This is a genomic window from Brevibacterium sp. S111, from assembly GCF_004745075.1.
In the GTDB taxonomy this organism is placed as follows: Bacteria; Actinomycetota; Actinomycetes; order Actinomycetales; family Brevibacteriaceae; genus Brevibacterium.
In genome coordinates, this window is the sequence record NZ_RHFH01000005.1 from 190406 (window position 1) to 215841 (window position 25436).

A 25436-nucleotide genomic window follows, 5' to 3' on the forward strand; every position below is an offset into this window, starting at 1 on the left:
TATGCCTCCCCCTATGCCTCCCCGGCTGTCTATGTCCTCGAACAGTATGCCTGACTAATCTGACAGGCGTCTGAGCCTGGGCCTGACATCCACTCAGTCCCGAACCGCGCTCAGACCAGCGCGAACACACCTTTGACCAGGGCGGCGACTCCCCCGCCGAAAGCCAACACGAGCATGCCGATCCGTGCGATCGACACGTCGATGTGCCGGGCGAGCCGATCGCCGCCGACCAGTCCTGCCACGAGCACGACCCCCAATGCGATCCAGGTGAACGGCTCCAGGTGCGGCCACACCCCACCGTGGACGATCAACTTCATCACCACCGCCGAGGCGGTTCCCACGACGAGGAACGGCTGCAGAGTCGCCGCGAAGGACCGCTGCTCCCATTTCGTCAGCACCGCATAGGCGCTGACTGCCGGTCCCCCGGCTCCGGCAGCCGCCGACATCGCACCCGAGAGCAGGCCGGCTCCCATGCGGGTGCCGATGTTCGCGGGAATCCGGCGCCCGAACCTCCCCAGAGTCAGAGAGCTGATGAGGGAGACGATGATGAGCAGACCGATGAGGATCTGCAGCGGTGGGGTGGGCAGGACCGAGGCGAGGAGCGCCCCGGGGATCGTTCCGATCACCGCGCCCAGGGCCAGGTGGCGGAAGGACGGCCAATCCACCTCGGCGAAGGTCCGGGTGAAGACCGAGAACGCGGCGACGATCCCGCAGATGTTGACGAGGATGATCCCGCTGAACGGATCGAGGAGAAGAACGAGAAACGGGCCGCTGACCAGGCCGAACCCCATCCCGGTGACACGTTGGGACAGGGCACCGAGGAAGACTGCGAAGAGGATGAGCACGACCACGGGTTCCACTCGGTCGAGTCTAGTCCAGCCCGATTCCCGGCTGATCCTCAGTCTCACCGCTGACCGCGGGGTTAGAGTATTCACCATGAATGCCAGTCCCCTCTGGTCGCGATTCAGCGCAGATCCGCGATCGTATGGGCAGGTCCGAGCCTCCGATGCCGATCGCGCGGTCGTCAGTGATGTCCTCTCGGAGGGTTATGCCCTCGGTCAGCTCGATGTCGAGGAATTCGATGAGCGCACCGAGGCGGCTGCGAAGATCAAAACGCTCGGTGAAGTCCCCGCGCTGATCGAGGACCTCGTCCTCACCGACCCTGCCGAAGTCGAACCGGGCACGCTCGACGAGACGGGACGGGCGCAGGCCCTGGCGCGTCTCGAAGAGGACCGGGTGCCGATCACGCCGGAGCAGATCGATGCAGCGGCGCAGAAGTACTATCGGGATCGGGTGCGCCGGGCCCTGCTCGGCGCCGTCGCGGGTCCCGTTGGGATCGTGCTGGCGATCTGGGCGTTCTCATCGATCGTCTCGGGGCAGGTCATCTTCTTCTGGCCGATCTTCGTCATCGTCCCCATGCTGTTGGGCGGATTGGGCCGGATCGCGCACAAGGACGAGATCATCCGCAATCGGAAGAAGGAGCTCACGCGCCGGGCCCGAGCCCACCTCGGTGACGCCGAGGCCCGACGGAAGCTCGAGCAGAGTGAGACGCCCGAGCGAGACTATGAAGCCGAGTTCGGCAGGGGGCTGCAACCGCCGCATCCGCCCCACCCGCCGTACTCCCCCGGTCAGATCTCACGTCGGGATGAGAGGCGCCGGCGCAGGTCGCGGCACCGGCATCACCGCGACAACCCTTGGGACTGAACTCAGGCAGTTCGAGGGCGACCGGCTGCGGCAACGGCGGCTGATCGCCCGATGGCCGAGGGACCTTCGCTGGAGGATCAGGTGCGTCCTAGGTCTGGAAGATTCGGATCTGCGCAAAGGCCTCCGCCTTGTGCGTGGTGAACCACATGGTGTGCGAGAAGTGACGCAGATCGTTGCTGTCGGCCTCGGTCTGCCAGTAGCCCCAGGCGGCTGCGGCTTTGCCGTGGGTGATCGCCGCTTCGAGATGACCGGTCTCGGGCACATGAGCGGACAGGGCCAGCAGCGCATCGACGACTTCGGCCCGGCCGGTGGCGGTCTCCACCGTGCCCATCCGCATGATCTGGAGGACGCAGTCGTCGGCGACCACCTCGGCGAGGGGATCCCGTGCGCCGGCGAACAGGTGCTCTTCGAAGCGGGCGACAAAAGTGTTCTTCGGGCTGTTTCCGCAGGAATCGGTGCCGGTGAAGGTCATGGGCCCAGCCTAGGCGTGCCGCGCGGGGGTGACAATGCTGCGGGCATGAAAAAGCCGTGCCGGCGCCCCTGGGGGCACCGGCACGGCCGATCGAGCAGCGGGGGCTATCAGAAGCCCATGCCGCCCATTCCACCCATGCCGTCCATGCCGGCAGCTGCGTCTGCACCTGCTCCGGCCTTTTCGGGCTTGTCGGCGACGACCGACTCGGTGGTGAGGAACAGACCGGCGATCGAGGCGGCGTTCTGCAGAGCAGAGCGGGTCACCTTGACCGGGTCGTTGATGCCGGCGGCCAGCAGGTCCTCGTAGCCACCGGTTGCGGCGTTGAGACCGAATCCGGGTTCGAGGTTGGCGACCTTGTCGGCAACCACACCGGCTTCGAGGCCGGCGTTCGTGGCGATCTGCTTGAGCGGGGCTTCGATGGCAACCTTGACGATGTTGGCACCGGTGGCCTCGTCTCCCTCGAGTGAGAGGTCGGCGAAAGCGGCCTTGCCCGCCTGGATCAGGGACACGCCGCCACCGGCGACGATTCCCTCTTCCACAGCAGCCTTGGCGTTGCGCACGGCATCTTCAATGCGGTGCTTCGTTTCCTTGAGCTCGACCTCGGTCGCGGCTCCGGCCTTGATGACTGCAACACCGCCGGCCAGCTTGGCCAGACGTTCCTGCAGCTTCTCACGGTCGTAGTCGGAGTCCGAGTTCTCGATCTCCGCGCGGATCTGAGCGACCCGACCGGCGATCTCCTCGGCGTCTCCTGCGCCCTCAACGATGGTGGTCTCGTCCTTGGTGATGACGACCTTGCGGGCGGTGCCCAGCAGATCGGTGGTCACGCCGTCGAGCTTGAGCCCGACTTCCTCGGACACGACCTGGCCGCCGGTGAGGATGGCGATGTCGGCGAGCTGAGCCTTGCGGCGGTCACCGAAGCCCGGAGCCTTGACGGCCACGGACTTGAAGGTGCCCTTGAGCTTGTTCAGCACCAGGACGGCCAGGGCTTCGCCCTCGACGTCTTCGGCGATGATGAACAGGGGCTTGTTGGACTGCTGGACCTTCTCGAGGACCGGCAGCAGATCCTTCACATTCGAGATCTTGGAGTTGACGATGAGGATGTAGGGATCCTCAAGGACAGCTTCCTGACGATCGGTGTCGGTGACGAAGTAACCGGAGATGTAGCCCTTGTCGAAGCGCATACCCTCGGTCAGTTCGAGCTCGAGTCCGAAGGTGTTGGACTCTTCGACGGTGACGACGCCTTCCTTGCCGACCTTATCGATGGCCTCGGCGATCAGTTCGCCGATCGCAGGATCTCCGGCGGAGATGCCGGCGGTCGCGGCGATCTGTTCCTTGGTCTCGATGTCGATGGCGTTCTTCAGCAGCACACCGGTGACAGCTTCCACTGCCTTTTCGATGCCGCGCTTGAGGCTGAGCGGATCAGCACCGGCTGCCACGTTGCGCAGGCCTTCGCGGACGAGAGCCTGAGCGAGCACGGTAGCGGTGGTGGTTCCGTCGCCTGCGACGTCGTCAGTCTTCTTAGCGACTTCCTTGACGAGCTCGGCGCCGATCTTCTCGTAGGGATCCTCGAGTTCGATCTCCTTGGCGATGGAGACACCATCGTTGGTGATGGTCGGTGCGCCCCACTGCTTTTCGAGCACGACGTTGCGACCGCGGGGTCCAAGGGTCACCTTGACCGCGTCCGCAAGCTGGTTGAGTCCAGCTTCGAGTCCTCGACGAGCTTCTTCGTCGAATGCAATCATCTTTGCCATAGCGGCTTAGATCCTCCCTGATGGAGTGGAGTGGGAAACCAGAGCAGTCGTCAGCGCCCGCGACGGCAGAGAGTGTGCCCGCATGTTCCATTCCACATAAGGACCACGCTCTCGAGACAACTGATGGGAACCCATCGGTTTTCACCACTACTAGATTTAGCACTCTCACCATGCGAGTGCAAATATTCGTCGCCCGCCAAGATGGACGAGAACAGTTGAGATCCGCGAGTTGTCGGCCCACGGTGAAGGCACAGAGGGCAGTTCGGCCCAGCGCGAAACGGTGGCGCGGGCCGATTGCGAGAGGCCCACTCAAAGTCGAGCAGCACGGTTTCAAACATGTGCTGTTCAACCCGAACCGTGCCGAATCGAATCTCCCGCCCTGGAGGACCCTTCCCACGCGGGCACTGAAAAGCGCCGAGCAGTTGCCTGCTCGGCGCTTTCCCCGTGCGATTGGTGCCGGTCGACCCGAAAGCCGTTCCGACGCCCCGCCGCAGCGGATCAGAAGACTGTGTTGATAGCAGTCAGTCTCAGAGGAGGGTGACGGACTCCGCCTGAGGACCCTTTTGTCCTTCTCCGACTTCGAACTGAACCTGCTGGCCCTCTTCGAGAGAGCGGTAGCCGTCCATCTGGATTGCGCTCCAGTGAACGAACACGTCCTGGTTGTCGCCTTCAAGGGTGATGAAGCCGTAGCCCTTTTCAGCGTTGAACCACTTGACGGTACCTTGTGCCATTACTTCTCCATACAGTGCAGTGCCATTGAAATCCCGTACTTCAGCCGCGATCGGGCGACCGCATCTGGAATACGGAAGCTGGCAAAACTCAACCGACCCCGCGACTTCTCTCATTGACCTCGGGAGAATAATCTCGGTGAAGCACGAATAGAACACAAGGTGCTGTGCTTGCCTAGCTGGTGCAACTCTACCGCAGGCATGCACCCCACCCCGGGCCGCTCAACACTGTTATAGATTCGTTACATAAGAGTTTTCGCCCAGTTCACACCAGGGGTTGCGGTCAAAGGACCCGACCGACCGGCTCGGACTATTCCGAGTCCCCGCCTTCGCTGGGCTCGGGGCCGCGATCGGCGATGTCCGAACAGATCACGACAGTGACATCGGCGTCGAAGTCCTCAGAGGCCTCCGTGGCCGAAACGCCCAGCGATTCGGCGACGAGCTTCGCCTGCGAGGCGTTCTCCTCGCCCTTGTAGTACACGGTCGAATCGGTGAGGTTCGTCGAATAGTTGCCGACCTGGCCGAGCTTCCAGCCCTTCTCCTCGACCGCTTCGGAGAACTTCTTCGCAGCGCCCGAGACGCCGGAGCCGTTGAGGACATCGACGGTGATCGAGTCGTCGGCGACGCTGACTTCGCTTTCGCTCGGTGAGGGTTCGGCAGAGGTCGACTCCGATGCCGCGGGGTCCTCGACCTTGGATTCGGGGTTGCCCATCGACGAAACGATGATGTTGATGGCAGCCACGACGAGCAGGACCGCGACCAGCGCGAGCACGATGACCAGCGAGATGGCACCGATGTTCGACGACGCCGCGGACTCCTGTCGATGGGCACCGCTGCGCCGGCCGGGCTCGATCTCGTCGAATTCGTCGGTCATGTCTACCTCGAGACGCGGGCTTGGGCGCGCTCGCTCTGCCGCGTGCTGCGGATCCGGCGAAGGCGCTTGACCAGCATGGGGTCGCTGGCCAGAGCTGCAGGGTTGTCGAGAAGCGAGTTCAGGATCTGGAAGTAGCTGGTGGCAGACATGTCGAAGCGCTCACGGATCGCGTGGTCCTTGGCACCGCCGTATTTCCACCACCGCCGCTCGAACTCCAAAACGGCCACCTCGAGCTCGCTCAGTTCTGAGGTGTCGTTGTTCGACGGCATAGAGGGTGTGCTCCTTCGAGAGATGTCTGTGCTTCTATATTATCGCCCGATCGACGGGACTGAAATTCCCGGCGCGCCGATCGGGCTGTGACCTCGCTCCCCACCGGGGTGAAAACGGCGTCACCCCGCCGCCCGGCATCTGTGCGATGACCGTTGCGACGGGGTGAGGAACCGGACCTTCGCGCCGATGGAGGCGAATCAGCGGATGCGGATGTTGACCTGCTTGATCTGGGTGAAGCCCTCGAGCATGCCCTCCAGCGATGCCTCGCGGCCGAAGCCGGAGGTCTTCATGCCGCCGTAGGACTGGCCGGCCAGCTGGCCGCCGCCCTGGTTGACCTGGACCCAGCCGGACTCGATGCGGTTGGCCATGGTCAGCGCCGCATCGACATCCTTGGTGAAGACGAAGGCCGCGAGCCCGAAGTCCGAGTCGTTGGCCATGTCGATGACCTCGTCGATGTCCTTCCACGGGATGACCGAGAGGACGGGGCCGAAGATCTCTTCGCGGCTGGTCTGCCAGTCGTTCTTCGCCTTCGAGAAGATCACCGGGGCGTGGTAGAAGCCGGGCTCGCCGACCTCGAGGGAATCGGAGCCGTCGTAGGCGATCTCCACGCCGTCCATCGACTTGCCCATCTCGATGTAGCTGGAGACCTGGTCGTACTGCTTCTGGTTGATGATGCAGCCGATGTCGGTGTCCTCATCGCGGGGGTCACCGACCTTCATCTTCGACACGGCATCGACGAGCTTGGACAGGAAGTCGTCGTAGATGTCCTCGTGGAGGAACAGGCGCGAACCCATCGTGCAGGACTGGCCCTGGCGGGCGAAGCGCGTCGACAGGAGCACCTGGTCGAGGGTGTCCTGGTCGTTCGAGTCGGGGAAGATGATATTCGGGCTCTTGCCGCCGAGCTCCATCGACGAATGTGCGAGACGACTGCCGGCCACCTCGGCGACGTGACGGCCGACGCTCGTCGAACCGGTGAACGAGACCTTGTCGACATCGGGGTGGACGTTGAGCGCCTCACCGATGACCGAACCCTTGCCCGTGACGACGTTGAGCACACCGGCGGGCAGGATGTCGGCGATGATTTCGGCCATCTTGAGGATCGTCAGGGGTGCGTCTTCGGCGCACTTGAGCACGATCGTGTTGCCGGCGGCGAGCGCGGCAGGGGTCTTGAAGGCGGCGATCATCAGCGGCGAGTTCCACGGCAGGATGCCGGCCACGACGCCCAGCGGCACACGCTTGGTGTACTGCAGCTGCTTGTCTCCGGCGGGCAGGGTGTTGCCCTTGATCTCACCGGCGACTCCGCCCATGTAGCGGAACAGGTCGGCCAGGGTGATCGTCTCCGGCCGAGCCTGGGTGCGGATCGCGTTGCCGGTGTCGATGGCAGTCAGCTGAGCGAGTTCCTCCGATGCCGCTTCGAGAGCATCGGCGCAGGCCAGAAGCTTCTTCTGGCGTTCCTTGAACGGTACGGCGGCCCACTCGGGGAAGGCCTTCCGCGCGGCCTTGACGGCACGATCCGCGTCGGCCTCCTTGCCGTTGGGCACCTTGGCGATGACGACGTTGCGGTCGATCGGGGTGATGACATCGGTGGTGTCACCGTCAGCGGCGTCGACCCACTCGCCGCCGATGAGCATCTTCCAGTTCCTGGCCTCTGGGAATTCCGGCATTTCGGTCCTTTCGTTCAACGATGAACTTCTTAGGGCGAGCATAACGTGTGCGCTCGGCGAGCAATACACCGGCTCAATAGGCGATCGTGCACACCCGATCTGCGCTTCGTGCACACTCGCGCACCTTCACCGAGGCGGGGCCGGCGACCCCGGCCCCTCCCCGAGGCGGCCCGACCTCTCCCACCTTCGCCGAGGCGGCACGTCCGTTCTCGTCACTGTCCTCGTTACACTCGTGCCCATGACGTCGACACCTCCGATGACCGAGATCATGTCCCCCGATTGGGCTCAGGCCCTGGCCGGAGTGGAGGAGCGCATCCATGAGATGGGCGACTTCCTCCGCGCCGAGCTCGCCGCCGGCCGCGAGTATCTGCCGTCCGGGGATGCCGTCTTCCGCGCCTTCGCCGAACCGCTGTCCCAGGTCAAGGTCCTCATCGTCGGTCAGGACCCCTATCCGACGGTCGGACATCCCATCGGCCTGTCCTTCGCCGTCGACCCCGATGTCCGGCCGCTGCCGAGATCGCTGGGCAATATCTACAAGGAGCTCGAGGCCGACCTCGGCATCGCGCCGGCACCGCATGGAGACCTGCGGGCGTGGTCCCGGCAGGGGGTGATGCTGCTCAACCGTGCGCTCACCGTCGCTCCCGGGCAGCCGGCTTCCCACCGCGGCAAGGGGTGGGAGGAGATCACGGAGCGGGCGATCGTGGCCCTGACGGAACGGGAGCAGCCGCTCGTCGCGATCCTCTGGGGTCGGGACGCTCGCAACCTTGCGCCGCTGCTGACTTCGGGCACCGCCGAGGTGGCCATCATCGAATCCCCGCACCCCTCGCCGCTGTCGGCCAGCCGCGGGTTCTTCGGTTCCCGCCCGTTCTCACGCACGAATGATCTGCTCGCGCAGAAGGGGATCGCGCCCATCGACTGGGCGCTGCCGCCTCAGGACTGATCCGCCCCGGGCTCGGGCTGTGCCTTCGTCGACACGGTCGGGATCTTCCCGGTCGTCGGGGTCTTCGCCGCACCCGGCTGGACCGAATCCATCACGGCCGTCGACGGCTCATTGCTGCGCACCGAGGCGACGGTCTTCTCCGCCGAGCTGCGGCTCTTGAGGTTCTTCAGCGGCAGCGCCAGGTAGCTGCCGAGCACGGCGCCGACGGCCAGGGCGGCATTCGCGAGGATCGCGGTGAACAGTGAGGACAGTCCCACGGCGAAGGACACGTTCTCCGAATCCGAGGCGATCTGGTAGACGGCGGTGAAGATCGACAGACCCTGGAGCAGGGTGTAGATGCCGGGAATCATGAGCACGATGGCCGGTGCCCCCAGCCGCAGAGCCAAGGGCCTCGAGAGGAATCCGGTGACGGTGGCGGCGAGGAGACTCGCGAGCACATTGTCGATGTGCAGCAGCGTCAGCGTCATCATCGTGATGTGCGAGGCCAGACCGACCAGGGCGGCGGGCAGGATGAACCGACGCCGGGCCGACATCGCCACGGCACCGGACATCGACACCACGGCGGCGGCGACCATCGACAGGATCGCCGTGACCACGTGCGGACTCGTCTTCGGCACGAGGACTTCGATATGGCTGAGCCCGATCGCCTGTCCGCACACGACGCCCAAGGCGATGCCGGAGACGATGCCGGCCAAGGCCATGAACACGCCGACCACCCGCCCGGCCGCGGTGAGAGGGAAGTTCGTCAGCGCGTCTTGGACCGCCGAATACAGCGATTGGGTCGGCAGGAGCAGGACGATGCCGGCGGCCACGAGGTACTGCGGCGAGTTGATGATGCCGATGTCGCCGGCGATCGTGGCGATGAGCGTCGCCGAGGCGGCCTGCGCCGCGGTGATGAAGAACGAGGGCAGATGGGTCCGGCCGAGCAGTTTGCCGAGCTGGAAGACGACGATGGCCATGACGATGCCCAAGGGCACCGCGACCGGTCCTCCTCCGAGCAGCAGGACGAGCGCACCGACCATGAGTCCCCAGGCGCCGGTGACGAACCATTGGGGAAACGGTCGCCGCTGAGACCGGATCGCGTCGAGGCGGCTGCGGGCCTCTTGGAATTCGAGACGACCGTCGACGAGGTCGGTGACGAGCTTGTGCACCGAGGCGAGCTTCGCGAAATGCGTGGACTCGCTCCGGTTGACCCGCATCACGGTCATGAGTCGGCCGTCGGAGGTCGAATAGTGCACGACCAGGGTGTTCGAGGTCAGGTCCACCTCGACGGTGGCCAGGCCGCACGCGGTGCAGGCGGCGATCACGGAGACTTCGACATCGCTGGTGCCGGCGCCGGCGCGCATCATCATCGCCGCGATGTCGGCGGCGAGGTCGAGGACCATCCTCGCTTCGTCCTCGCTCGGTTCGGTCGCCTGCACCGGTGCCTGGTACGGGGTGCCTTTGAGCGCGGTGACGATCGGCACCGGCTGCGTATTCGTCGTGGTGCCGGAGACGAGTTTGCCGACCGTGCGCCGGGCGACTCGCTGGGCGATCCGCTGAGACGCACCGAGGTGGTCGGTGCGCGGCTTGGACCGTCCACTGCTGCGGTTCGATTTCGCGGCTTTCGCGGCCGCGGCCTTCGCAATGTCCTCGGGCAGGGGTTCCGGCGAGGATTCCCGCAGTTCGGCCAGGCGCTGCAGGCGGGTGCGTTCGAGCAGCTCCCGCAGGGCATGGGATCCGGCCTCCGGGTTGCCGGCGACTACCGGGGACGGCGACGACCCGCGGACGGGACCGGGCGCGGTCGGTTCATCGACCCGCACCTCGGCGGTGGTGGCGTCTTCGAGATTCTCGTCGCTCACGGCTCGCAGATGAGTGTCGGGCCGTGTGAGTCGGCGACGTTCGCGGTTCCCGTCCCGGCGTCGAAGTCGAAGACTCGGCGTCCGGAGACGAACACGGTCTCGGCACGCGAGTCGAGGTCGAGCGGGTCGCCCGACCAGATGACGATATCGGCGTCGCGGCCGACGGCCAGGGACCCGAGGCGGTCCTCGAGTCCGAACATCGCGGCCGGGTTGATCGTCAGGGCTTCGATGGCGACGACCGGGTCGAGTCCTTCCTTCACGGCCAGCGCGGCCTCGTGGATGAGGAAGTTGATCGGGATGACCGGGTGGTCGGTGGTCAGGGCGATACGCACCCCGGCCCTGGCCAGGGCCGCTGCGGTGGCCAGGGTGCGGTCGCGCAGTTCGACCTTCGAACGCGAGGTCATCAGGGGGCCGAGGATGACGTCGATGCCCTTGGCGGCGATGTAGTCGGCGATCTTGTGGCCTTCGGTGCCGTGGTTGATGATCAGCCGGTACCCGAATTCCTCGGACAGGCGGATGGCCGTGGCGATGTCGTCGGCACGGTGGCAGTGCTGGTCCAGGGCGAGCTTTCCGTCGAGGATGTCGGCCAGGGTCTCCTTGACCAGGTCACGGTCGAACGGTGTGCCCTCCGCTTCGGCGTGGGCGCGTTTGGCCTGGTAGTTGCGGGCGTCGACGAAGGCGTCGCGGAGGATCTTCGCGGTGCCCATCCTCGTCGAGGGGGTCGTCTTCTTCTCTCCGTAGACGCGTTTCGGGTTCTCCCCGAGTGCGGACTTCACGGACAGGTCTTCGCTGATGAGCATCTCGTCGACGATGCGTCCCCAGGTCTTGACGAAGGCGGTGCGGCCGCCGATGGGGTTGCCGGACCCGGGTTTGATGAGGGCGGAGGTGACGCCGCCGCGCAGGGCGTCCTTGAACCCGAGTTCGGTGGGATCGATCCCGTCGAGTGCACGCAGACCGGCCCCGTTGGGATCGGTCATCTCGTTCGTGTCATCACCGGACCAGCCTTCGCCGTCCTCATGCACGCCGAGGTGGCCGTGGGCTTCGATGAAACCGGGCAGGACCCAGCGTCCTCCGGCATCGATGACCTCGGTGTCCGACGGCAGGTCGGCGGTGTCGACGGAACCGGCGACCACCTCGGCGATGCGGCCGTCGGTGACGGTGAGCGTACCCGATTCGATCGCCTCGGCGCGGTGCCCGTGCGCATCGGCGACGGGCACGATCCGTGCGTTGGTGATCACGAGATCTGTGGCGGCGGGGACCGGAACCGAACGGTACATTGTGCTCCTAGCAATGGGGACGGCGGCGTCGTCTGGCTGCGGAAACGAGTCTACGCCACTTGACGTTTCGCTCGGGTCACTCCGCCGCCCTCGTGAGTGCCCCGCGTCAGCTCCGGCGTATAGTCTTGGACAATCGTTCGAAGAGAGAAGGTTCCCTGATGCTCGAGACCATCACCTCATACGTCGCTGTCGGAGATTCGTTCAGTGAAGGGCTGATGGATCCCGACCCGCGCGGGGATGATCGGTACCGCGGTTGGGCCGACCGTCTGGCGCTCATGCTCACCGAATCGTCGATCGGCAGCCCCGATGTCTCCTATGCCAATCTCGCGATCCGCGGTCGCCTGCTCGACCGCATCCTCGACGAGCAGGTGCCGCGTGCGCTCGAGATGAAACCCGACCTGGTCAGTCTGTGCGGAGGCGGCAACGACTGCCTGCGCCCGAAGGCCGATATCGATGCTCTGGCGGCGAAGTACGAACGCGCGGTCATCGCCCTGCGGGAGGCCGGCATCGAGGTGCTCATGTGCAATGGCTTCGACACCGAGTTCAGCACCCCGCTCATCCGCGCGGTGCGCCCTCGCGTGGGCATCTACAACGCTCACCTGTGGTCGATCGCGCAGCGCCACGGCTGCCATATGGTCGACCTGTGGGGTCTGCGCTCGCTCTATGCTGTGGAGATGTGGGCCGACGACCGCATCCACCTCTCCCCCAAGGGGCATCACCTCGTGGCCGAGCAGGCCCTGGCCACACTCGAATCCGGACATTCGCTGCCGACCGAGGGCTTCGGCATTCCGGCCCGCCCGACACGGGCGATCCGCGAGGTCATGAGCGAAGAGTCCCGGTGGGCGCGGCAGTATCTGGGCCCGTGGGTCGGTCGGCGTCTGCGCGGAGAGTCCTCCGGTGACAAGCTCGACCCGAAGCTGGCCGAACTCACCCGCGTCGCCGATCTCATCGAGCGGGCACGCGACTCTGCCCGGACCGACGACGTCGACGGGGCGAACGGGCCCGGCCACGCACAGGGATGAGCAGCGAAGGCGAACGGATTCCCGCACTCGCGTCCGCCGGAGCCGAGCTCGCGGGCGCCGTGCGTGATTCGGGACCCGGCAGGACCGGCGCAGAGGCGGGCGCGGTCGAGTCGGAGATGAGCGTGCCGGCGTTCCGGTACTCCTATGGGGACTCCCCCGAACAGTTCGTCGAGGTCTACGGTGATCCGGCGACCGCCTCGGCGACGGTGATCTTCGTCCACGGCGGCTACTTCCGCCCCCGCACGGATCTCGCCCACGCCCGCCCTCTGGCCCGTGCGCTGGCCGAGTCCGGGGTGCTCGTCGCCGCCGTCGAATACCGTCGGATCGGCGAGCAGCCGCACCTGCTCGACGATGTCACCGCGGCCATCGACTCGGTGTGTGCCGCACTGCCGCGCTGGGGTGCCGGCGAGCAGGTGCGGGAGAACCTCATCGTGTCGGGCCATTCGGCCGGAGGCTGCCTCGTGCTGGCGTGGGCGTCGCACCTGCCCGCGACGGGACCGCAGATCCGTCTGCGGCCCCTGGCACCGGTGACCGATCTGCTGCGAGAGGTCGCCGGCCACCTCGGTGATGGAGCCGTGCTCGACTATATGGGGGTGCGGCCGGAAGAGGATCTCGAGGCGTATCTGCGTCACGATCCGCGGTCTCGGGTCGCACTCATCCCGACCCGGGTGAACGTGCATTCGATCCACGGGGATGCCGATGGGATCGTCGATGTCGAGTTCTCTCGCGTCTTCCCTGCCGCCCTGACCGAGCTGCCCGGAGCCAACCATGCCGATGTCATCGACCCCGAGTCACCCTACTTCGCGCAGGTGAGGGACCTTCTCCTCGAGTGAGGCCCGGCCCTCAGACCCCTTCGGGGCTGATTCCGGGGCCGTTCTCGATGCCGGTGCGGATCTCGAAGAGTTCGGGGAAGAAGGTGAGGTCGAGCGCCTTCTGCAGGAAGCCCACTCCGCTCGACCCGCCGGTTCCGCGTTTCATGCCGATGATCCTCAGCACCGTGCGCATGTGCCGGTAGCGCCAGAGTTGGAAGTTCTCCTCGAGGTCGACGAGTTCTTCGCAGCTTTCGTATTCCTGCCAGTACTTCTGCGGGTTCTCATAGATGACCCGGAAGGTCTCGAGCAGCTCTTCGTCGAAGGTGTGCGCCACCGATGTGTCCCGGTCGAGCAGTCGCTGCGGGACCGGGAGTCCGCGACGGGCGAGGCAGGCGAGGAACTCATCGTAGATGCTCGGCTCCTCAAGGTACCGCTCGAGCGTCGCACGCGCTTCGGGTTCGCCGTCGAAGACCGGCAGCATGGCTCGGTTCTTGTTGCCGAGCAGGAATTCCACTGCCCGGTACTGCCAGGATTGGAAACCGGAGGCCCGACCGAGGTGGTCGCGGAACCCGATGTACTCGCTGGGGGTGAGAGTCGCGAGGACCGACCACTGTTCGGTCAGGGTCTTCTGGATGTGTTTGACGCGGGCAATGCGCTTGAGCGCGGTCTGCAGCTCATCGGCGGCGATGAGCCGTCGGGCGTCGAGGAGTTCGTGGATGACGAGGCGGAACCACAGTTCGGCCGTCTGATGCTGGATGATGAAGAGCATCTCGTCGTGATGCTCGGGGCTGCTGACGGGGTGCTGAGCGCCGAGCAGACGATCGAGGTCGAGATAGGACCCGTAGGTCATCGTCTCCTTGAGGTCGGTGTGGACCCCGGCTTCGAGATCGCGGACGTTCTTCTCCGCCGTCGACCCGGCGGTGGGAGACTCGTTCGCTTCTGTCTGTGTGCGGGTGCGATCGTCAGTGGTCGTCCGGGCCTCGTCGCCCGGAGCGGAATTCGAATCGGTCATGGGTTCCAGCATAGGGCTCAGCCGGGTCGCCGCCTCTGCGGTTCGGTGACCTCGCGGACCTCGTCGATGAGTCGCTGCCATTCCTGCGGCATCTGCCCTTCGCCGAATCGGACGGAACCGTACCGGCTCTCGATGAGGTAGGCGAAGCGGTCGGCTCCGGCCGGTGGCGCACCGGACTCAGCTTGCGACCACGGCAGTTCGGCGACCGTGCGGCCGAGGTCCTCTCGACGACTGCTCGCATCGATATCGACCTCCCACACGAGCAGCATGCCGCCGATCCCGCCCGTGCGTTCGACGAGCAGGCGACCATAACCGTCGTCTCGCCCGTGCACAGGTTCGCTCGCGTCCCCGCGGTCGCCCCCTGCCGGGCCTCCGGCCGCGGCATCGGCCTCGCTGTCCATCACCAGCTGCTCCCTTGGTTTCCCCTGGCCGAGGCCGCGTGGGAGATGCCGACTGCTTCCCATCCGGCAACGACCGCATCGTGTACGTCGGATCCGGCACCGAACTGGTCGGCCGCCTCGGCGATGGTGAGCTGGGCGAAACCGGCGAAATCGGTCTGCTTCGTGATCTCGGACCCCGTGAGGACCGAGTACCAGACCTGTCCGGCGCTCTCCCAGGCGGAACCGCCGATGCTCGTCGCCGCGAGCGCGAAGGCACGGTTCGGGATGCCGGAGTTGAGGTGGACCCCGCCGTTGTCGGAATCGGTGGTGACGAAGTCGTCCATGTGCGCGGGCTGCGGATCCCTGCCGAGGACATCGTCGTCATAGGCCGTGCCGGGTTCGATCATCGATCGCAGGGCTCGACCGGTCACCTCGGCGGTGAAGATCCCAGCGCCGATGAGCCAATCCGCGTCCTCGGCGTTCTGCCCGGCCGCATGCTGCTGGGTGAGGGCCCCGAAGACATCGGCGCAGTGTTCGTTGAGCGCTCCCGGCTGGCCGGAGTATTCGAGGTCGGCGGTGTGGCTGATGACCCCGTGGGAGAGCTCGTGGCCGATGATCGACACGGATCCGGTGAAACCGGTGAACACCTCGTCGTCGCCGTCGCCGAAGACCATGAGGCGGCCGTCGAAGAAGGCGTTGTCGTAGTCCTTGCCGTAGTGGACGCTGGCCATGAGGGGCATCCCCTGACCGTCGAGGGAGTCGCGGGAGAACGCTTCGGAGAACAGCGCATAGGCGGCGCCGAGGCCGTCGTAGGCCTCATTGACCGGCTCATCGCTCACCGGCGCTTCGCCTTCGGAGAGGACGAGGGTGCCGGGCAGGACCTCGGTGTTCTCGGCATCGTGGATGAGGCGCTGCAGCCCGGCCCGAGCCGGAGCGGCGAGCGCGGCCTCATCCTTGTCGAGGTCGGCCGGAGGGGTGTAGCGCAGACCGGCCAGGCGGAGGTTCCGGCAGCTCTCGTCGGACATCCGGCAGCTGCGGGCTGCGGCGGCGGCCCTCGGGAAGCGCTGGGTTCCACGCTCGGCGATGGCGTCGAGGAGGTAGGGCGGGATCACGCTGCGGATGTTGACGGCACTGTGAGAGATCATGATTCCAGCGTCCCACGTTCGGCACGGATTCGGTAGGGCACGGTCCGCTCTGAGGACGGGGCGAATGCATCGTGCGTGGGAGCTCTCCGCACAGGGCGGGAATCCGTCGGAAACGAATGCAAACAAAGTATTGCAAAGCTTTCTTTGCAAGAGTATCTTTGCATTATGAGCGAGGAGATCACCCACCCCAACGGCGTCCGCGAGATCAGCACCTCAGCCCTCAAGGGCCTGGCGCATCCCCTGCGGATGGCGATCTACGATGCCCTGTCGGCGCTGGGACCGCAGACGGCGACGACCCTGGCCAAGCGCCTCGGCGAATCATCCGGCTCGACGAGCTATCACCTGCGTCAGCTCGCTCGGCATCGCCTCATCCGTGAGGTCGAAGACGAGGCGAGCGGCCGCGAGAAGTGGTGGGAGAGGATTCCCGGAGCCATGCGGGTCCCCGGTCCCGAAAGCGATTTGGATCCCTCGACCCGGACCGCTTCCCAGTACGTCAATCGGGAGCTCGTGCGCAATATGCACCGCAATTTCGAGGCCTTCGTCGACGCCGCCTACGACCAGCAGCGGATGCCGACGGCATGGGTCGAAGCCGCCGTCAGCGACACGAGCAACCTGCGCCTGACGAAGGAGCAGCTGTCGGAGATCGCCGCCGAATTCGAGAAGACCACCATGGCGCTCATCAATCGCTATCGCGGCCGCAATGATCCCGGCTCCCGCCCGGTGCAGGTCCAGTTCAACGCCTTCCCCCTGATCGATGGAGAGGAATCCCCATCATGAGCACGCTCACCGCCCCCAACCGCCCAACATTTGCCACACACCACCGCCGCATCGTCGAACGCACGGTCACCGTGACCCGTGAACTCGTCATCGACACCGGTGAGGACACGAGCACCGAAGCCACCGGCCTCGACCGCGTGCTCCTGCGCCTGGCGCTGTGGATGATCGAACGCCGCCGCATCCGCGCCCTGAGACCCCGCGTCGACTCCGCAGAGATGTCGCGCCGTGTCGATGCCGCCAAGCAGCTCCACCTCGACCGTTACCACGGCCTGCCGTTCTGAGTCGGGCCCGGCTCAGCCCGCTGGCCCGGCTCAGTCCGCGGGCCCGACTCAGCCCGCAGCCGCCTCGGTGCCGCCGGCCGCCTCGGTGCCATCAGCCGCCTCGGTGCCGCCGGCCGAGTTCGCGCCCGGGTCGGGGTCGTCCTTCGGCGGGCAGACGACGAGGACGGCGACGATGGCGATCATGAACAGGGTCGTGAGGAACGTCGGGATCGGGATGATCGGGTCGAGGAGGACGAGGACGGCGCACATGGGCACGGCGAGGTTGATCACCCAGTGGGCGCTGGCACGGATCGCAAGCAGCCACACCCCGAGGACGAACACGACGATCGGCACGGAGACGGTGAAGGTCGCCGCCACCGGATCGAGCGCGCTGACTCCCAGCTGGGAATCGACCTCGATGCCGACCCCGGCGGAGAACGCACCGGCCGCGGCGAAGATGAGGTAGTGGCCGTAGCCGTAGGTCAGCGCCGCGGGCAGTCCGGTGAGCATCCGATGGTGCGGCGGCCAGAAATAGATCCACCACAGGGCCGCGGTGACGATCAGGCAGAGCACGCCCAAGGAGATGAGCGGCACGAGCTCGTCGACCTCGGAGAAGGCTCCGAACACTGCGTTCGCCGAGGCGAGGAGGGATTCGCCGATGACGATGATCGTGAAGCAGCCGTAGCGGTCGGCGATGTGCTCCGGGTGAAGCGGAGTCGTCCCGCGGGTCTCGGCGACGACGGGGATCGCGAGCTCGAAGACGATGAGGCAGATCAGCACCGCGGTCGGGAGCGTCCCGATGACGGCTCCCGAAGAGGTGGGAATGAACAACCACGCCACCCACAGCACCTGCGCCACGGCGATCCCGCCGACATAGACCAGCGTGGTCGGCCGTGCAGGACCGGCCCGCCGCGATGCCCGCAGCCACTGCGAGATCATCACCACGCGCATGAGCACATAACCGGCGACGAGCAAGCGCAGATCCCCGTGGGCGAAGACCGGTTCGATCCCGGCGGCAAGCACGAGCACCCCGGCCATCTGCACGATCGTGAGCACCCGGTAGGCCCAGTCGTCGACGTCGAACGAGGTCGCGAACCACGTGAAGTTCATCCACGCCCACCAGATCGCAAAGAACACGAGCAGGTACTTTCCCACCCCCTCACCGAGGTGGCCCGCCGTGACCGCGTCCCGCAGGTGAGCCGAGGCGATGGAGACGGCGATGACGAAGACGAGGTCGAAGAACAGTTCGAGCGAACTCGCCGCCCGGCCCGGTTCGTTCGGGTCACGGGGGTGCATCGGCATGAGACGGAAGTGCGGCGGCGCCTTCTCTGTCCCCGGCGCGGTCGGCGTGGCCATCGGTCCTCCAGACGGTCGGTCGCGGTGCCCGTACAGTCTAAGACCGAGCGAATGTCGTGGAACGCGGCCTGCCTCGTCTGCGGCCTCAACTAAGCTTGTGGCGTGCTCAAACCCATCCTGTGGCCGGTGCTCGTGCCGTTCGCGCTCTTCGCCGTCGGCTTGGGTGCGATCATGCCGATCCTCGTCCTCGGTGCACTGTCGCTGGGCTCGACGCAGGCGTTCGCCGCGGCCATCGTCGGCATCATGGGGGCCGTGTCCTTGACGGCCACGGTGCCGGCCGGAATCCTCATCGACCGCCTCGGCGATTTCCGGGCCATGGCCGTGTCCACGGCGGCCGCGATCCTCGTCCTCAGCGCCATTGTGGCGGCCTTCATCTGGGAGTCCCCGGCCTCGCTGCTCGTCTACACGGTCGCGCTCATGCTCTTCGGTCCCGTCTCCGACGTGTGGAGTCTGGCCCGACAGGCGGTCGTCGCCGAGGTGATGCCCTCGGCCGACCTCGCGAAGGCGATGACCGCGCTCGGCGGGACTCAGCGGGTGGGCAACCTCATCGGACCGATGATCGGTGCCGGCCTCATGCTCGTCTTCCCCATCTGGTCGGTGTTCGTCTTCTCCGCCCTCACCGCCGTCGCCGCGATTGTCATCATGGCCCTGCCGATCGCGCAGATCCCGGGATTCGACGATCGTCCCTCTCCCGCCTCGGCGGGTGATTCCGACCCCGAGGCGGCCCCCACCTCGGCATCGACCGAACCGGGCGACCACGACGGGCCCTCAGCCGCCTCGGCGACCGGATCCGGACGGGGGAAGGGCCCGAAGAAGGATCGCCGCCCACCCGGGGAGGTGCGGTGGAAGTCGGTGGTGCTCGTGGGCATCACGATCATCACGCTCGCGGCCGCCCGTGCCGCCCAGCCCGTGGTCATCCAGCTGTGGGGCGTCGAGATCGGACTCCACAAATCGTCGATCTCCCTGGTCATCGCCTTCGGCGCCGGGCTCGAGCTCATCGTCATGTTCCTCGGCGCCTACATCAAGGATCACCTCGGTCGGGTCGCGACCCTCGTCGCCTGCCTGAGCATCTTCGGCACCGGGTTCGTCGTCATGGTCGCGGTGCCCGATCTGACCGGAATGGTCATCGCCGCAGCCGTCATGGCCTTCGGCAACGGTCTCGGCGCGGGGGTGAACATGACGATCGGTGCGGACCTGTCCCCGGCGGTCGGGCGGCCTCGGTTCCTCGGCATCTGGGCGATCTTCAACAACGGCGGCAAGCTCGGCGGACCGACGCTGCTCTCACTCATCATCACTGTGACCACCCTGCGGTTCGGGGTGCTCTTCCCGGGACTGCTCGCCTTCCTCGGCGCGGCGTGGATCCTCATCTGGGCCCGCCAGGTCGGGCTGCCCGGAAGGCGGCGACGCCTCGACCCGCCCCGCACGGGCGGAACCCGCGCGGGCTGCCCCTGAGTGGGACGGGCGCCGCACAGGCTCGCCCCGCAGGGGCTGAACCCGGCCACGGCACCGCGTTCGGTGAACGGACTAGGCTGGTGGTGACCGATTCGACGAAGTTCGGCTGAGAGCCCGAACAGGATCAGGAGAGTCATCGATGGAAGCACTGGACGTCGGTGGATATGTGCTGGTGAGCCTGGCCGCACTCGTCTTCCTCTTCCTGCAGTCGTGGTTCGCCGCCACCGTGGTCCGACGCGTCGTCGGCGTTCCCACCGGCTGGCCCCGCACGCTGGCCGTCGGCCTCGTCATGAGCGCCGTCGTGGCCGTGACCGTCCAGTACCTCTATCGGGCCGGCACCGGCCAGAACGTCAGCGGCCTCGACGTCTCCCCCGGAGTGGCGATGCTGTTCATGGTGCTCGCCCTCGGCTGGATCTTCGCCCTGGGCGTCGGCGCCCTCGTCATGCTCGAAGCGGCCTTCCCCACCGGATCCCTGCCCGGCCCGCAGTCGCTGTTCTTCGGGTGGAAGTCCCGCCGTCGCCGCGCCCGCCGCTATGCCCAGGTCGTCTCCATTGCCGTCAGGCACGGGCTCGGTTCCCAGCTGCGCGGCTTCGGCGGGGATTCGCCGGGCCGGGAGGTCAAGACCGCGCGGGCGCTCAAGGAATCCCTCGCCGAAGCGGGGGTGACCTTCGTCAAGCTCGGACAGATGCTCTCAACCCGCCGAGACATCCTCCCGCCCGTGTTCGTCCGTGAACTCGAGACCCTGCAGACGCAGGTCACCCCGGAACCCTGGTCGGTCATCGAACCGGCCATCGAAGAGCGGCTCGGCCGACCGATCCGCGAAGTCATCGCGCACATCAGTCCCACTCCCCTGGCGGCCGCCTCGGTGGCACAGGTGCATGAGGCGACACTGCTCGACGGCACGGAGGTCATCGTCAAGGTGCAGCGGCCGAAGGCGCTCAACCAGGTCACGCAGGACCTCGACATCATCCTGAGGCTGGCGGCATGGCTGAACAAGACCACGACCTGGGGCCGGGATCTGGGGGTGAAGTCGCTGGCAGCGGGGTTCGCGAATACGCTCGAAGAGGAGCTCGACTATCGGATCGAGCTGGACAACATGGCCAGCATCGAGGCCTCGCTCAAACGGTCGGGGAAGTTCGACGTCACCGTCCCACACGGCTACCCGCAGCTCAGCGGCGAACGCCTGCTGATCATGGACCGGCTGCCCGGTCAGCCGGTATCACGAGCTGGGGAGCTGCTGAGCGGACTCAGCGATGCCGAACGATCCCGGTTGGCGACGACGCTGCTGGGAGCCACGCTCGAGCAGATCATCGGTGACGGGATCTTCCACGCCGATCTGCACGCCGGGAACATCTTCATCACCCCCGACGGGAAACTGGGACTTCTCGACTTCGGTGCCGTCGGTCGACTCGATCCGGGCACGCAGACGTCTCTGGGCCTCATGCTCTATTCGATCGATCAGAACGACAGTGCCGGAGCCACCGACTCACTCATCGAACTGCTCGGACGGCCCGACGGGCTCGATGACCGAGAGGTCGAACGCGCCGTCGGCGAACTCCTCCTGCGCTACGGCGGAGGCACCCGTGCGACACAGGGGCAGAAGCTCTTCGACGACCTGTTCAATCTCGTGCTCGCGCATCGGTTCTCCGTGCCGGCGCCGATCAGCGCCGCCTTCCGGGCGATGGCCTCCGTGGAGGGAGCGCTGCTGACGATCGATCCGAATTTCGACGTCGTCGCCGTGTCCCGGCAGGAGGGCAACAGGCTCGTGAGGTCGAAGCTCAAAGGCACGAAGATCACCGATGAGCTCCAGCGTCGGGCGCTGCAGCTGATGCCGATGATCGACCGCATGCCCCGCCGGATCAACAAGATCACCGAGGACCTCGAACGGGGCCGGTTCTCGATGAACATGCGTGTGCTCGAGAACCCCTCCGATCGCAGCTTCCTCACCAGCCTGTTCCAGCAGCTCATCGTCGCCGTCCTCGCCGGGGCCGCCGTGGTGGGAGCGATCATGCTCATCACCAGCAATGAGGGACCGCTGCTGACGAATGACATCCGCCTGTATTCCTTCTTCGGATTCGTGCTGCTCTTCGGCGGCTTCGTGCTGAGCATGCGATCGCTCATGCTCGTGTTCAAACGCGACGCGGACGAGTAGCGCGACGACTGCGCCTCGGCTCCTCCGTCCTCGACCGAGCTTTCGGGCAGCGCGCTTCGACACACGAACACGCACAAGCCCCGCGCTCCGCTGTTTCCAGCGGTGCGCGGGGCTTGTTCTGGTGGAGCCCCCTGTCAGACTCGAACTGACGACCTTCGCTTTACAAGAGCGGTGCTCTACCAACTGAGCTAAGGAGGCGTGCCGCAGACAGAGCGTCTGCGCCTACATGATAGTAGTCCATCGGCCGCGCCTGCCACAAAACCGCGGAGACGACGATGACCGGCCCCAGCCCCGGCCGGGCGACCGGCCCCAGCTCCGGCCGGCCGGGCTAGGCTGGTTCCGGTCCGTGTCCCGTCCGGTCCCGGGCCGGAAGTCTCAGGCGATCAGCCCTTGAACTCTCCGGTCGCCTTGAGGATCTCGGCGGCCAGAGCCTGCGCGTCGCTGGTCTTGTCGGTGTGCTTGCCGTTGATGAGCACCCACGGGGTGGCTTCGACGCCGTCGTCCAGGGCATCCTGGCTCGACTTCTCGACGAACTTCTCGAAGCCCTTCTCGCTGACGCAGGACTTCACAGTCTGCTCGGAATCAGATGACAGCTTCTTCGAGGTGTCGACAGCGGCCTTCTCGGCGACCTCGAGCAGCTCTTCGTCGCTGCGCCCGTCGCCGCCTTCTTCGGGCTGCTGAGCGTAGAGGGCGTCGAAGAGGTCCATGGCCTTCTCGGGCTGGCTGTCGATGGCACACGCCGCGAGGTTCGCCGCCCGGGTCGAGTACTCGTTGCCGCTGGACATGCGGTCGAGGAACGACACCGGCTTGTAGTTGACGACGATCGATCCCTCATCGGCGAGCTTCTTGAGCATCGACGAGTTGGTCTGCTCGAAGGCCTGGCATCCGGGGCACTGGAAGTCGAGGTAGACGGTGACCGTGGCAGCGTCCTTCTTCGCTCCGGCCTCGCTCGGCGCGGGCAGGTCAGAACTCTCGCCTTCGGGCATCTTCAACGGCTGCACGAGTGCTTCGTCCTTGCCGACGGTGATTCCGTCGGCGATGTAGTTCTCGGGGTTCGCTGCAGGCTTGCTCTGCTGGAAGACGAGCACACCGACGACGGCAAGAACCGCGACGATGACGACGCCGATGCCGACGTAGAGGACCGTCTTTGCGGTTTTCTCCTTCTTCGCCTGATTCGCCGCGATCTGACGGGCGTTCGCGCGCGCCTTGTTCCGCTTATCGTCTCCGGAGCTGTTCTTCGCCATTGTTCCTCACGTTGGATCGTCTGACATCGGTGCGGCCTGGGGCCCGAACGGTTCGGGATGCCTTCCGCTCCCCGACGGCACCACTGTACCGAAACCCGTCGGGGACCGATTCCCAGAAATATTCAAGGTTCAACTACAACGTTCAACTACCTGCCGCCCGGTGAGGGCCCCTCGGCGCGGCGCACACGGCTTCGGCTCGCCCAGGCTGCATCGGCAGCACGCATCGGCTCAGCTCACACCGGGCCGGGCAGGTGATCGAAGGGGCTGATCGTCAGCGGCCACCAGGACATGGCCGCACCCGATTGAATGACCATCACGGCGAGGATCACGAGCAGCACGATCACGGCCAGAGCAATGAGACGTCCGAGCTGATTGCGGGTGGCGCCCGAGACCAGCAGCCGCGAACCGTAACGCAGACTCGACGCTCCAGGACCCACCCACAGCACGAGGGCGCCCGCGGCCCCGGCCGTCCACACCGACCACTGTTCGGAGGCTCCGCTGGGCACGACCCCGCCGATGTCGAGGCGAGTGAGCACGAGTGCGGCGGTGGCCGCGATCGCCGGCAGGATGACTGAGGCCACGGAGGTCAGGGCCGAGGCCAGGACAGCGCCCGGCGCCGAGGCGAGCGCCCGCCCGAATCCGCCCGTCTCCAATCCGCGGTCGAACCGATACCGCTGGACCTTCCGATCCAGACGCGTACCGGTGCGTGCGGCAACCGACCAGATGAGTGCGATGAGGCAGACGACCAGAGGGCTCAACGGCATGACGGCCACACCGAGCACGATGAGGCCGAAGACGACCCAACCGCCGCTGCGCACCCGCCGATAGGTCATCGGCATCCACGGTCGGCCACCGGGCTGCATCCCCTGACCGCCGGGCGCAATGCCCTGACCATCGGGTCCGCCGGGTCCGGTCCACGGACCCTGACCCTGCGGCTGCATCCCCTGACCGTTCGACCCGACGAAGCCCTGTGCCTGTCCGGGTGCCAGTCCCTGTCCGGGGTGGCCGCCCTGCCCGTGCTGGGCGAATCCGGACCGGCCGAGGTCGGCTCCGGCCAGCGGGGATTCCGGGCCGGCCTGGATATTTCCTTCGGGGCCGAGCGGCGCAGCGGTGCCCTGCTGGGGTTGGCCGGGCATCTGCCCGCCCCTGCCGAACTGGTCCGCCCCGTAGCCGGAGCCCGAATAGTTCGATGGTCGGCTGGCGCCGGGATACTGCGGCTGTCCGCCGGGAGTACCGGCGTACTGTCCTGGGTGCGGACCGCCCTGTCCCGCGACACCTGCGGCACCATACCCCGCGGCACCGCCCAGGGCCGCGCCGCCGGCGGCCGCCCCGGCCGCGCCGAATCCGGCGCCCGGCCCGTCATCGACCGCGGGCATGACAGCGGTTCCGCTCGGCGAACGCTGCACTCCCCCGCCGGCTCCTCCGCTGGGTCCCGATCCGAGCTGCGGCATCCGCCCGGATTCGATGTCGACGAGAGCGTCGAGGATCATCTGCCCCGACGGCCGTCGTTCGGGTTTCGGGTCGAGGCAGGCGGCGATGAGCGGAACGAAGTTCCTCGGTGCCCCGTCAAGATCGAATTTGCCCATGGCGACCCGACCGAGCACGGCTTCGAGGGGACCCGAACCATAGGGGTTGCGGCCGGTCGCGGCGAAGGCCATGGTCGCGGCCCACCCCCACCAGTCGGTCTTCTCGCTCGAGCTCTTGCCGTCGGCGATCTCCGGGGAGAGGTAGCCGGGTGTGCCCATGACGAGGCCGGTCGCGGTCACTCGCACTTCGTCGGCGACCTGCGCGATGCCGAAGTCGATGACCATCGGTTCGCCGTCCATGATCATCACGTTCGCGGGCTTGAGGTCGCGGTGGATGACGCCGGCCTCGTGGACGGCGTTGAGGGCGTCGAGGAGGGCGTGGCCGAAGTGGACGAGCTCATCCTCGGCGAAGGGGCCGTTGTCGCGGACGTCATCGGACAGGGTCTGCCCGTCAACGAATTCGGTGATGATGAACGGCTGCGCGGAGTCGAGCTCGGCGTCGAGGACCTCGGCGATGCGCGGGTGGCGGATGCGCCGCAGGGTCCGAGTCTCGCGGGCAAGGCGCTTGCGCGCGGTCTCGTCGTTGGCGATGTGAGGGTGCAGGACCTTGACCGCGACCGGGTTGTTTCCGCCGTCGACACCGAGGTAGACGACACCCATGCCGCCCGAGCCGAGCTCCTCGATGAGGCGGTAGCCCCCCAGTTCCTGTTCCATCACCTGGCCAAGCCTAGTCGAGCGAGTACAGTTCATTCCAAGGACCGACACAGGAGGAGGCGC

At 66.4% G+C, this 25436-nt stretch carries 23 protein-coding genes and 1 tRNA gene; 8 read left to right on the forward strand and 16 right to left on the reverse strand.

The annotated features are described in order from the left end of the window. Positions 1-110 precede the first annotated feature (110 nt). A complete protein-coding gene (locus EB836_RS07790; protein WP_135539147.1) occupies positions 111-860 on the reverse strand; it encodes a TSUP family transporter in 750 nt (249 codons plus the stop codon). A gap of 76 nt (positions 861-936) precedes the next feature. Between EB836_RS07790 and EB836_RS07795 the strand changes: the two genes are divergently transcribed. Next, positions 937-1704 carry a DUF1707 domain-containing protein gene (locus EB836_RS07795; protein WP_135539149.1) on the forward strand — a complete coding sequence of 256 codons (768 nt, stop codon included), beginning with the start codon at positions 937-939 and terminating at the stop codon, positions 1702-1704. A gap of 88 nt (positions 1705-1792) precedes the next feature. Here the strand turns inward: EB836_RS07795 and EB836_RS07800 are convergent, their stop codons facing one another. From EB836_RS07800 to EB836_RS07825, 6 genes are all read right to left on the reverse strand, one after another. Then, positions 1793-2176, reverse strand: a complete 384-nt coding sequence (locus tag EB836_RS07800) for a hypothetical protein (RefSeq protein WP_135539150.1) — start codon at positions 2174-2176, stop codon at positions 1793-1795. Between the two features lie 107 nt (positions 2177-2283). Continuing rightward, complete coding sequence (gene groL, locus EB836_RS07805) at positions 2284-3927, reverse strand: chaperonin GroEL (protein ID WP_135539152.1); 1644 nt, start codon at positions 3925-3927, stop codon at positions 2284-2286. Between the two features lie 527 nt (positions 3928-4454). Further along, positions 4455-4658 carry a cold-shock protein gene (locus EB836_RS07810; RefSeq protein ID WP_025780447.1) on the reverse strand — a complete coding sequence of 68 codons (204 nt, stop codon included), beginning with the start codon at positions 4656-4658 and terminating at the stop codon, positions 4455-4457. Between the two features lie 307 nt (positions 4659-4965). Continuing rightward, positions 4966-5529 (reverse strand): LytR C-terminal domain-containing protein, encoded by a 564-nt coding sequence (locus EB836_RS07815; RefSeq protein ID WP_135539154.1) that lies wholly within the window; start codon positions 5527-5529, stop codon positions 4966-4968. A gap of 2 nt (positions 5530-5531) precedes the next feature. Next, complete coding sequence (locus EB836_RS07820) at positions 5532-5798, reverse strand: DUF3263 domain-containing protein (RefSeq protein WP_135539156.1); 267 nt, start codon at positions 5796-5798, stop codon at positions 5532-5534. Between the two features lie 198 nt (positions 5799-5996). Further along, on the reverse strand, positions 5997-7463 hold the full coding sequence (locus EB836_RS07825; RefSeq protein ID WP_135539158.1) for an aldehyde dehydrogenase family protein: 1467 nt from the start codon (positions 7461-7463) through the stop codon (positions 5997-5999). Between the two features lie 238 nt (positions 7464-7701). On the opposite strand from EB836_RS07825, the gene EB836_RS07830 reads away from it, so the two are divergent. Then, positions 7702-8403, forward strand: a complete 702-nt coding sequence (locus tag EB836_RS07830; RefSeq protein ID WP_135539160.1) for a uracil-DNA glycosylase — start codon at positions 7702-7704, stop codon at positions 8401-8403. On the opposite strand, the gene EB836_RS07835 is transcribed toward EB836_RS07830, so the two are convergent. Together EB836_RS07835 and EB836_RS07840 are read right to left on the reverse strand one after the other, a co-directional pair. Then, positions 8394-10244 (reverse strand): threonine/serine exporter family protein, encoded by a 1851-nt coding sequence (locus EB836_RS07835; protein WP_135539162.1) that lies wholly within the window; start codon positions 10242-10244, stop codon positions 8394-8396. The genes EB836_RS07830 and EB836_RS07835 overlap by 10 nt on opposite strands. Then, positions 10241-11521, reverse strand: a complete 1281-nt coding sequence (locus tag EB836_RS07840; RefSeq protein WP_135539164.1) for an amidohydrolase — start codon at positions 11519-11521, stop codon at positions 10241-10243. Before EB836_RS07840 ends, EB836_RS07835 begins: the two co-directional genes overlap by 4 nt. Before the next feature lie 158 nt (positions 11522-11679). On the opposite strand from EB836_RS07840, the gene EB836_RS07845 reads away from it, so the two are divergent. Then, the gene (locus EB836_RS07845) at positions 11680-12543 is read left to right on the forward strand and encodes an SGNH/GDSL hydrolase family protein (protein WP_135539166.1); all 864 of its coding nucleotides are present in this window, start codon (positions 11680-11682) and stop codon (positions 12541-12543) included. Continuing rightward, positions 12540-13376, forward strand: a complete 837-nt coding sequence (locus EB836_RS07850) for an alpha/beta hydrolase (protein ID WP_135539168.1) — start codon at positions 12540-12542, stop codon at positions 13374-13376. Before EB836_RS07845 ends, EB836_RS07850 begins: the two co-directional genes overlap by 4 nt. Before the next feature lie 10 nt (positions 13377-13386). Here the strand turns inward: EB836_RS07850 and EB836_RS07855 are convergent, their stop codons facing one another. Genes EB836_RS07855 through EB836_RS07865 form a run of 3 tightly spaced genes read right to left on the reverse strand, consistent with a single transcriptional unit; the run spans position 13387 to position 15892 of the window. Next, positions 13387-14367 carry a tryptophan 2,3-dioxygenase family protein gene (locus EB836_RS07855; protein WP_135539170.1) on the reverse strand — a complete coding sequence of 327 codons (981 nt, stop codon included), beginning with the start codon at positions 14365-14367 and terminating at the stop codon, positions 13387-13389. A gap of 17 nt (positions 14368-14384) precedes the next feature. Then, a complete protein-coding gene (locus EB836_RS07860; RefSeq protein ID WP_346763082.1) occupies positions 14385-14768 on the reverse strand; it encodes a protealysin inhibitor emfourin in 384 nt (127 codons plus the stop codon). Continuing rightward, positions 14768-15892, reverse strand: coding sequence for a M4 family metallopeptidase (locus EB836_RS07865; protein WP_135539174.1), 1125 nt, complete (start codon positions 15890-15892; stop codon positions 14768-14770). The genes EB836_RS07860 and EB836_RS07865 overlap by 1 nt, the downstream gene beginning before the upstream one ends. A 165-nt stretch (positions 15893-16057) precedes the next feature. Here EB836_RS07865 and EB836_RS07870 point away from each other — a divergent pair, with 165 nt between their 5' ends. Both EB836_RS07870 and EB836_RS07875 read left to right on the forward strand, forming a co-directional pair. After that, on the forward strand, positions 16058-16669 hold the full coding sequence (locus EB836_RS07870; RefSeq protein WP_135539176.1) for a helix-turn-helix domain-containing protein: 612 nt from the start codon (positions 16058-16060) through the stop codon (positions 16667-16669). Continuing rightward, on the forward strand, positions 16666-16950 hold the full coding sequence (locus tag EB836_RS07875) for a hypothetical protein (RefSeq protein WP_135539178.1): 285 nt from the start codon (positions 16666-16668) through the stop codon (positions 16948-16950). Before EB836_RS07870 ends, EB836_RS07875 begins: the two co-directional genes overlap by 4 nt. A 48-nt stretch (positions 16951-16998) precedes the next feature. On the opposite strand, the gene EB836_RS07880 is transcribed toward EB836_RS07875, so the two are convergent. Further along, positions 16999-18285: a low temperature requirement protein A gene (locus EB836_RS07880; protein ID WP_205683334.1), complete on the reverse strand. Its 1287-nt coding sequence runs from the start codon at positions 18283-18285 to the stop codon at positions 16999-17001. Between the two features lie 102 nt (positions 18286-18387). Here EB836_RS07880 and EB836_RS07885 point away from each other — a divergent pair, with 102 nt between their 5' ends. Further along, positions 18388-19737 (forward strand): MFS transporter, encoded by a 1350-nt coding sequence (locus EB836_RS07885; protein ID WP_135539180.1) that lies wholly within the window; start codon positions 18388-18390, stop codon positions 19735-19737. Between the two features lie 139 nt (positions 19738-19876). Continuing rightward, positions 19877-21889, forward strand: a complete 2013-nt coding sequence (locus EB836_RS07890) for an AarF/UbiB family protein (RefSeq protein WP_135539182.1) — start codon at positions 19877-19879, stop codon at positions 21887-21889. Positions 21890-22011: 122 nt separating this feature from the next. Here the strand turns inward: EB836_RS07890 and EB836_RS07895 are convergent. From EB836_RS07895 to EB836_RS07905, 3 genes are all read right to left on the reverse strand, one after another. Beyond that, positions 22012-22087, reverse strand: a tRNA-Thr gene (locus EB836_RS07895). A 185-nt stretch (positions 22088-22272) separates the two neighbouring features. Further along, complete coding sequence (locus tag EB836_RS07900; protein WP_135539184.1) at positions 22273-23133, reverse strand: thioredoxin domain-containing protein; 861 nt, start codon at positions 23131-23133, stop codon at positions 22273-22275. Positions 23134-23366: 233 nt separating this feature from the next. Beyond that, entirely contained in the window at positions 23367-25373 is a 2007-nt protein-coding gene (locus EB836_RS07905; RefSeq protein ID WP_135539185.1) for a serine/threonine-protein kinase, read from the reverse strand. Positions 25374-25436: the final 63 nt, after the last annotated feature.

Bases quoted from the DNA above. Each gene is read 5' to 3' on its own strand.
- EB836_RS07810 (WP_025780447.1), bottom strand. From the start codon at position 4,658: ATGGCACAAGGTACCGTCAAGTGGTTCAACGCTGAAAAGGGCTACGGC.
- EB836_RS07900 (WP_135539184.1), bottom strand. From the start codon at position 23,133: ATGGCGAAGAACAGCTCCGGAGACGATAAGCGGAACAAGGCGCGCGCG.
- EB836_RS07865 (WP_135539174.1), bottom strand. From the start codon at position 15,892: ATGATCTCTCACAGTGCCGTCAACATCCGCAGCGTGATCCCGCCCTAC.
- EB836_RS07860 (WP_346763082.1), bottom strand. From the start codon at position 14,768: ATGGACAGCGAGGCCGATGCCGCGGCCGGAGGCCCGGCAGGGGGCGAC.
- EB836_RS07830 (WP_135539160.1), top strand. From the start codon at position 7,702: ATGACGTCGACACCTCCGATGACCGAGATCATGTCCCCCGATTGGGCT.
- EB836_RS07800 (WP_135539150.1), bottom strand. From the start codon at position 2,176: ATGACCTTCACCGGCACCGATTCCTGCGGAAACAGCCCGAAGAACACT.
- EB836_RS07905 (WP_135539185.1), bottom strand. From the start codon at position 25,373: ATGGAACAGGAACTGGGGGGCTACCGCCTCATCGAGGAGCTCGGCTCG.
- EB836_RS07820 (WP_135539156.1), bottom strand. From the start codon at position 5,798: ATGCCGTCGAACAACGACACCTCAGAACTGAGCGAGCTCGAGGTGGCC.
- EB836_RS07855 (WP_135539170.1), bottom strand. From the start codon at position 14,367: ATGACCGATTCGAATTCCGCTCCGGGCGACGAGGCCCGGACGACCACT.
- EB836_RS07890 (WP_135539182.1), top strand. From the start codon at position 19,877: ATGGAAGCACTGGACGTCGGTGGATATGTGCTGGTGAGCCTGGCCGCA.
- groL (WP_135539152.1), bottom strand. From the start codon at position 3,927: ATGGCAAAGATGATTGCATTCGACGAAGAAGCTCGTCGAGGACTCGAA.
- EB836_RS07815 (WP_135539154.1), bottom strand. From the start codon at position 5,529: ATGACCGACGAATTCGACGAGATCGAGCCCGGCCGGCGCAGCGGTGCC.
- EB836_RS07795 (WP_135539149.1), top strand. From the start codon at position 937: ATGAATGCCAGTCCCCTCTGGTCGCGATTCAGCGCAGATCCGCGATCG.
- EB836_RS07870 (WP_135539176.1), top strand. From the start codon at position 16,058: ATGAGCGAGGAGATCACCCACCCCAACGGCGTCCGCGAGATCAGCACC.
- EB836_RS07880 (WP_205683334.1), bottom strand. From the start codon at position 18,285: ATGGCCACGCCGACCGCGCCGGGGACAGAGAAGGCGCCGCCGCACTTC.
- EB836_RS07875 (WP_135539178.1), top strand. From the start codon at position 16,666: ATGAGCACGCTCACCGCCCCCAACCGCCCAACATTTGCCACACACCAC.
- EB836_RS07840 (WP_135539164.1), bottom strand. From the start codon at position 11,521: ATGTACCGTTCGGTTCCGGTCCCCGCCGCCACAGATCTCGTGATCACC.
- EB836_RS07845 (WP_135539166.1), top strand. From the start codon at position 11,680: ATGCTCGAGACCATCACCTCATACGTCGCTGTCGGAGATTCGTTCAGT.
- EB836_RS07850 (WP_135539168.1), top strand. From the start codon at position 12,540: ATGAGCAGCGAAGGCGAACGGATTCCCGCACTCGCGTCCGCCGGAGCC.
- EB836_RS07825 (WP_135539158.1), bottom strand. From the start codon at position 7,463: ATGCCGGAATTCCCAGAGGCCAGGAACTGGAAGATGCTCATCGGCGGC.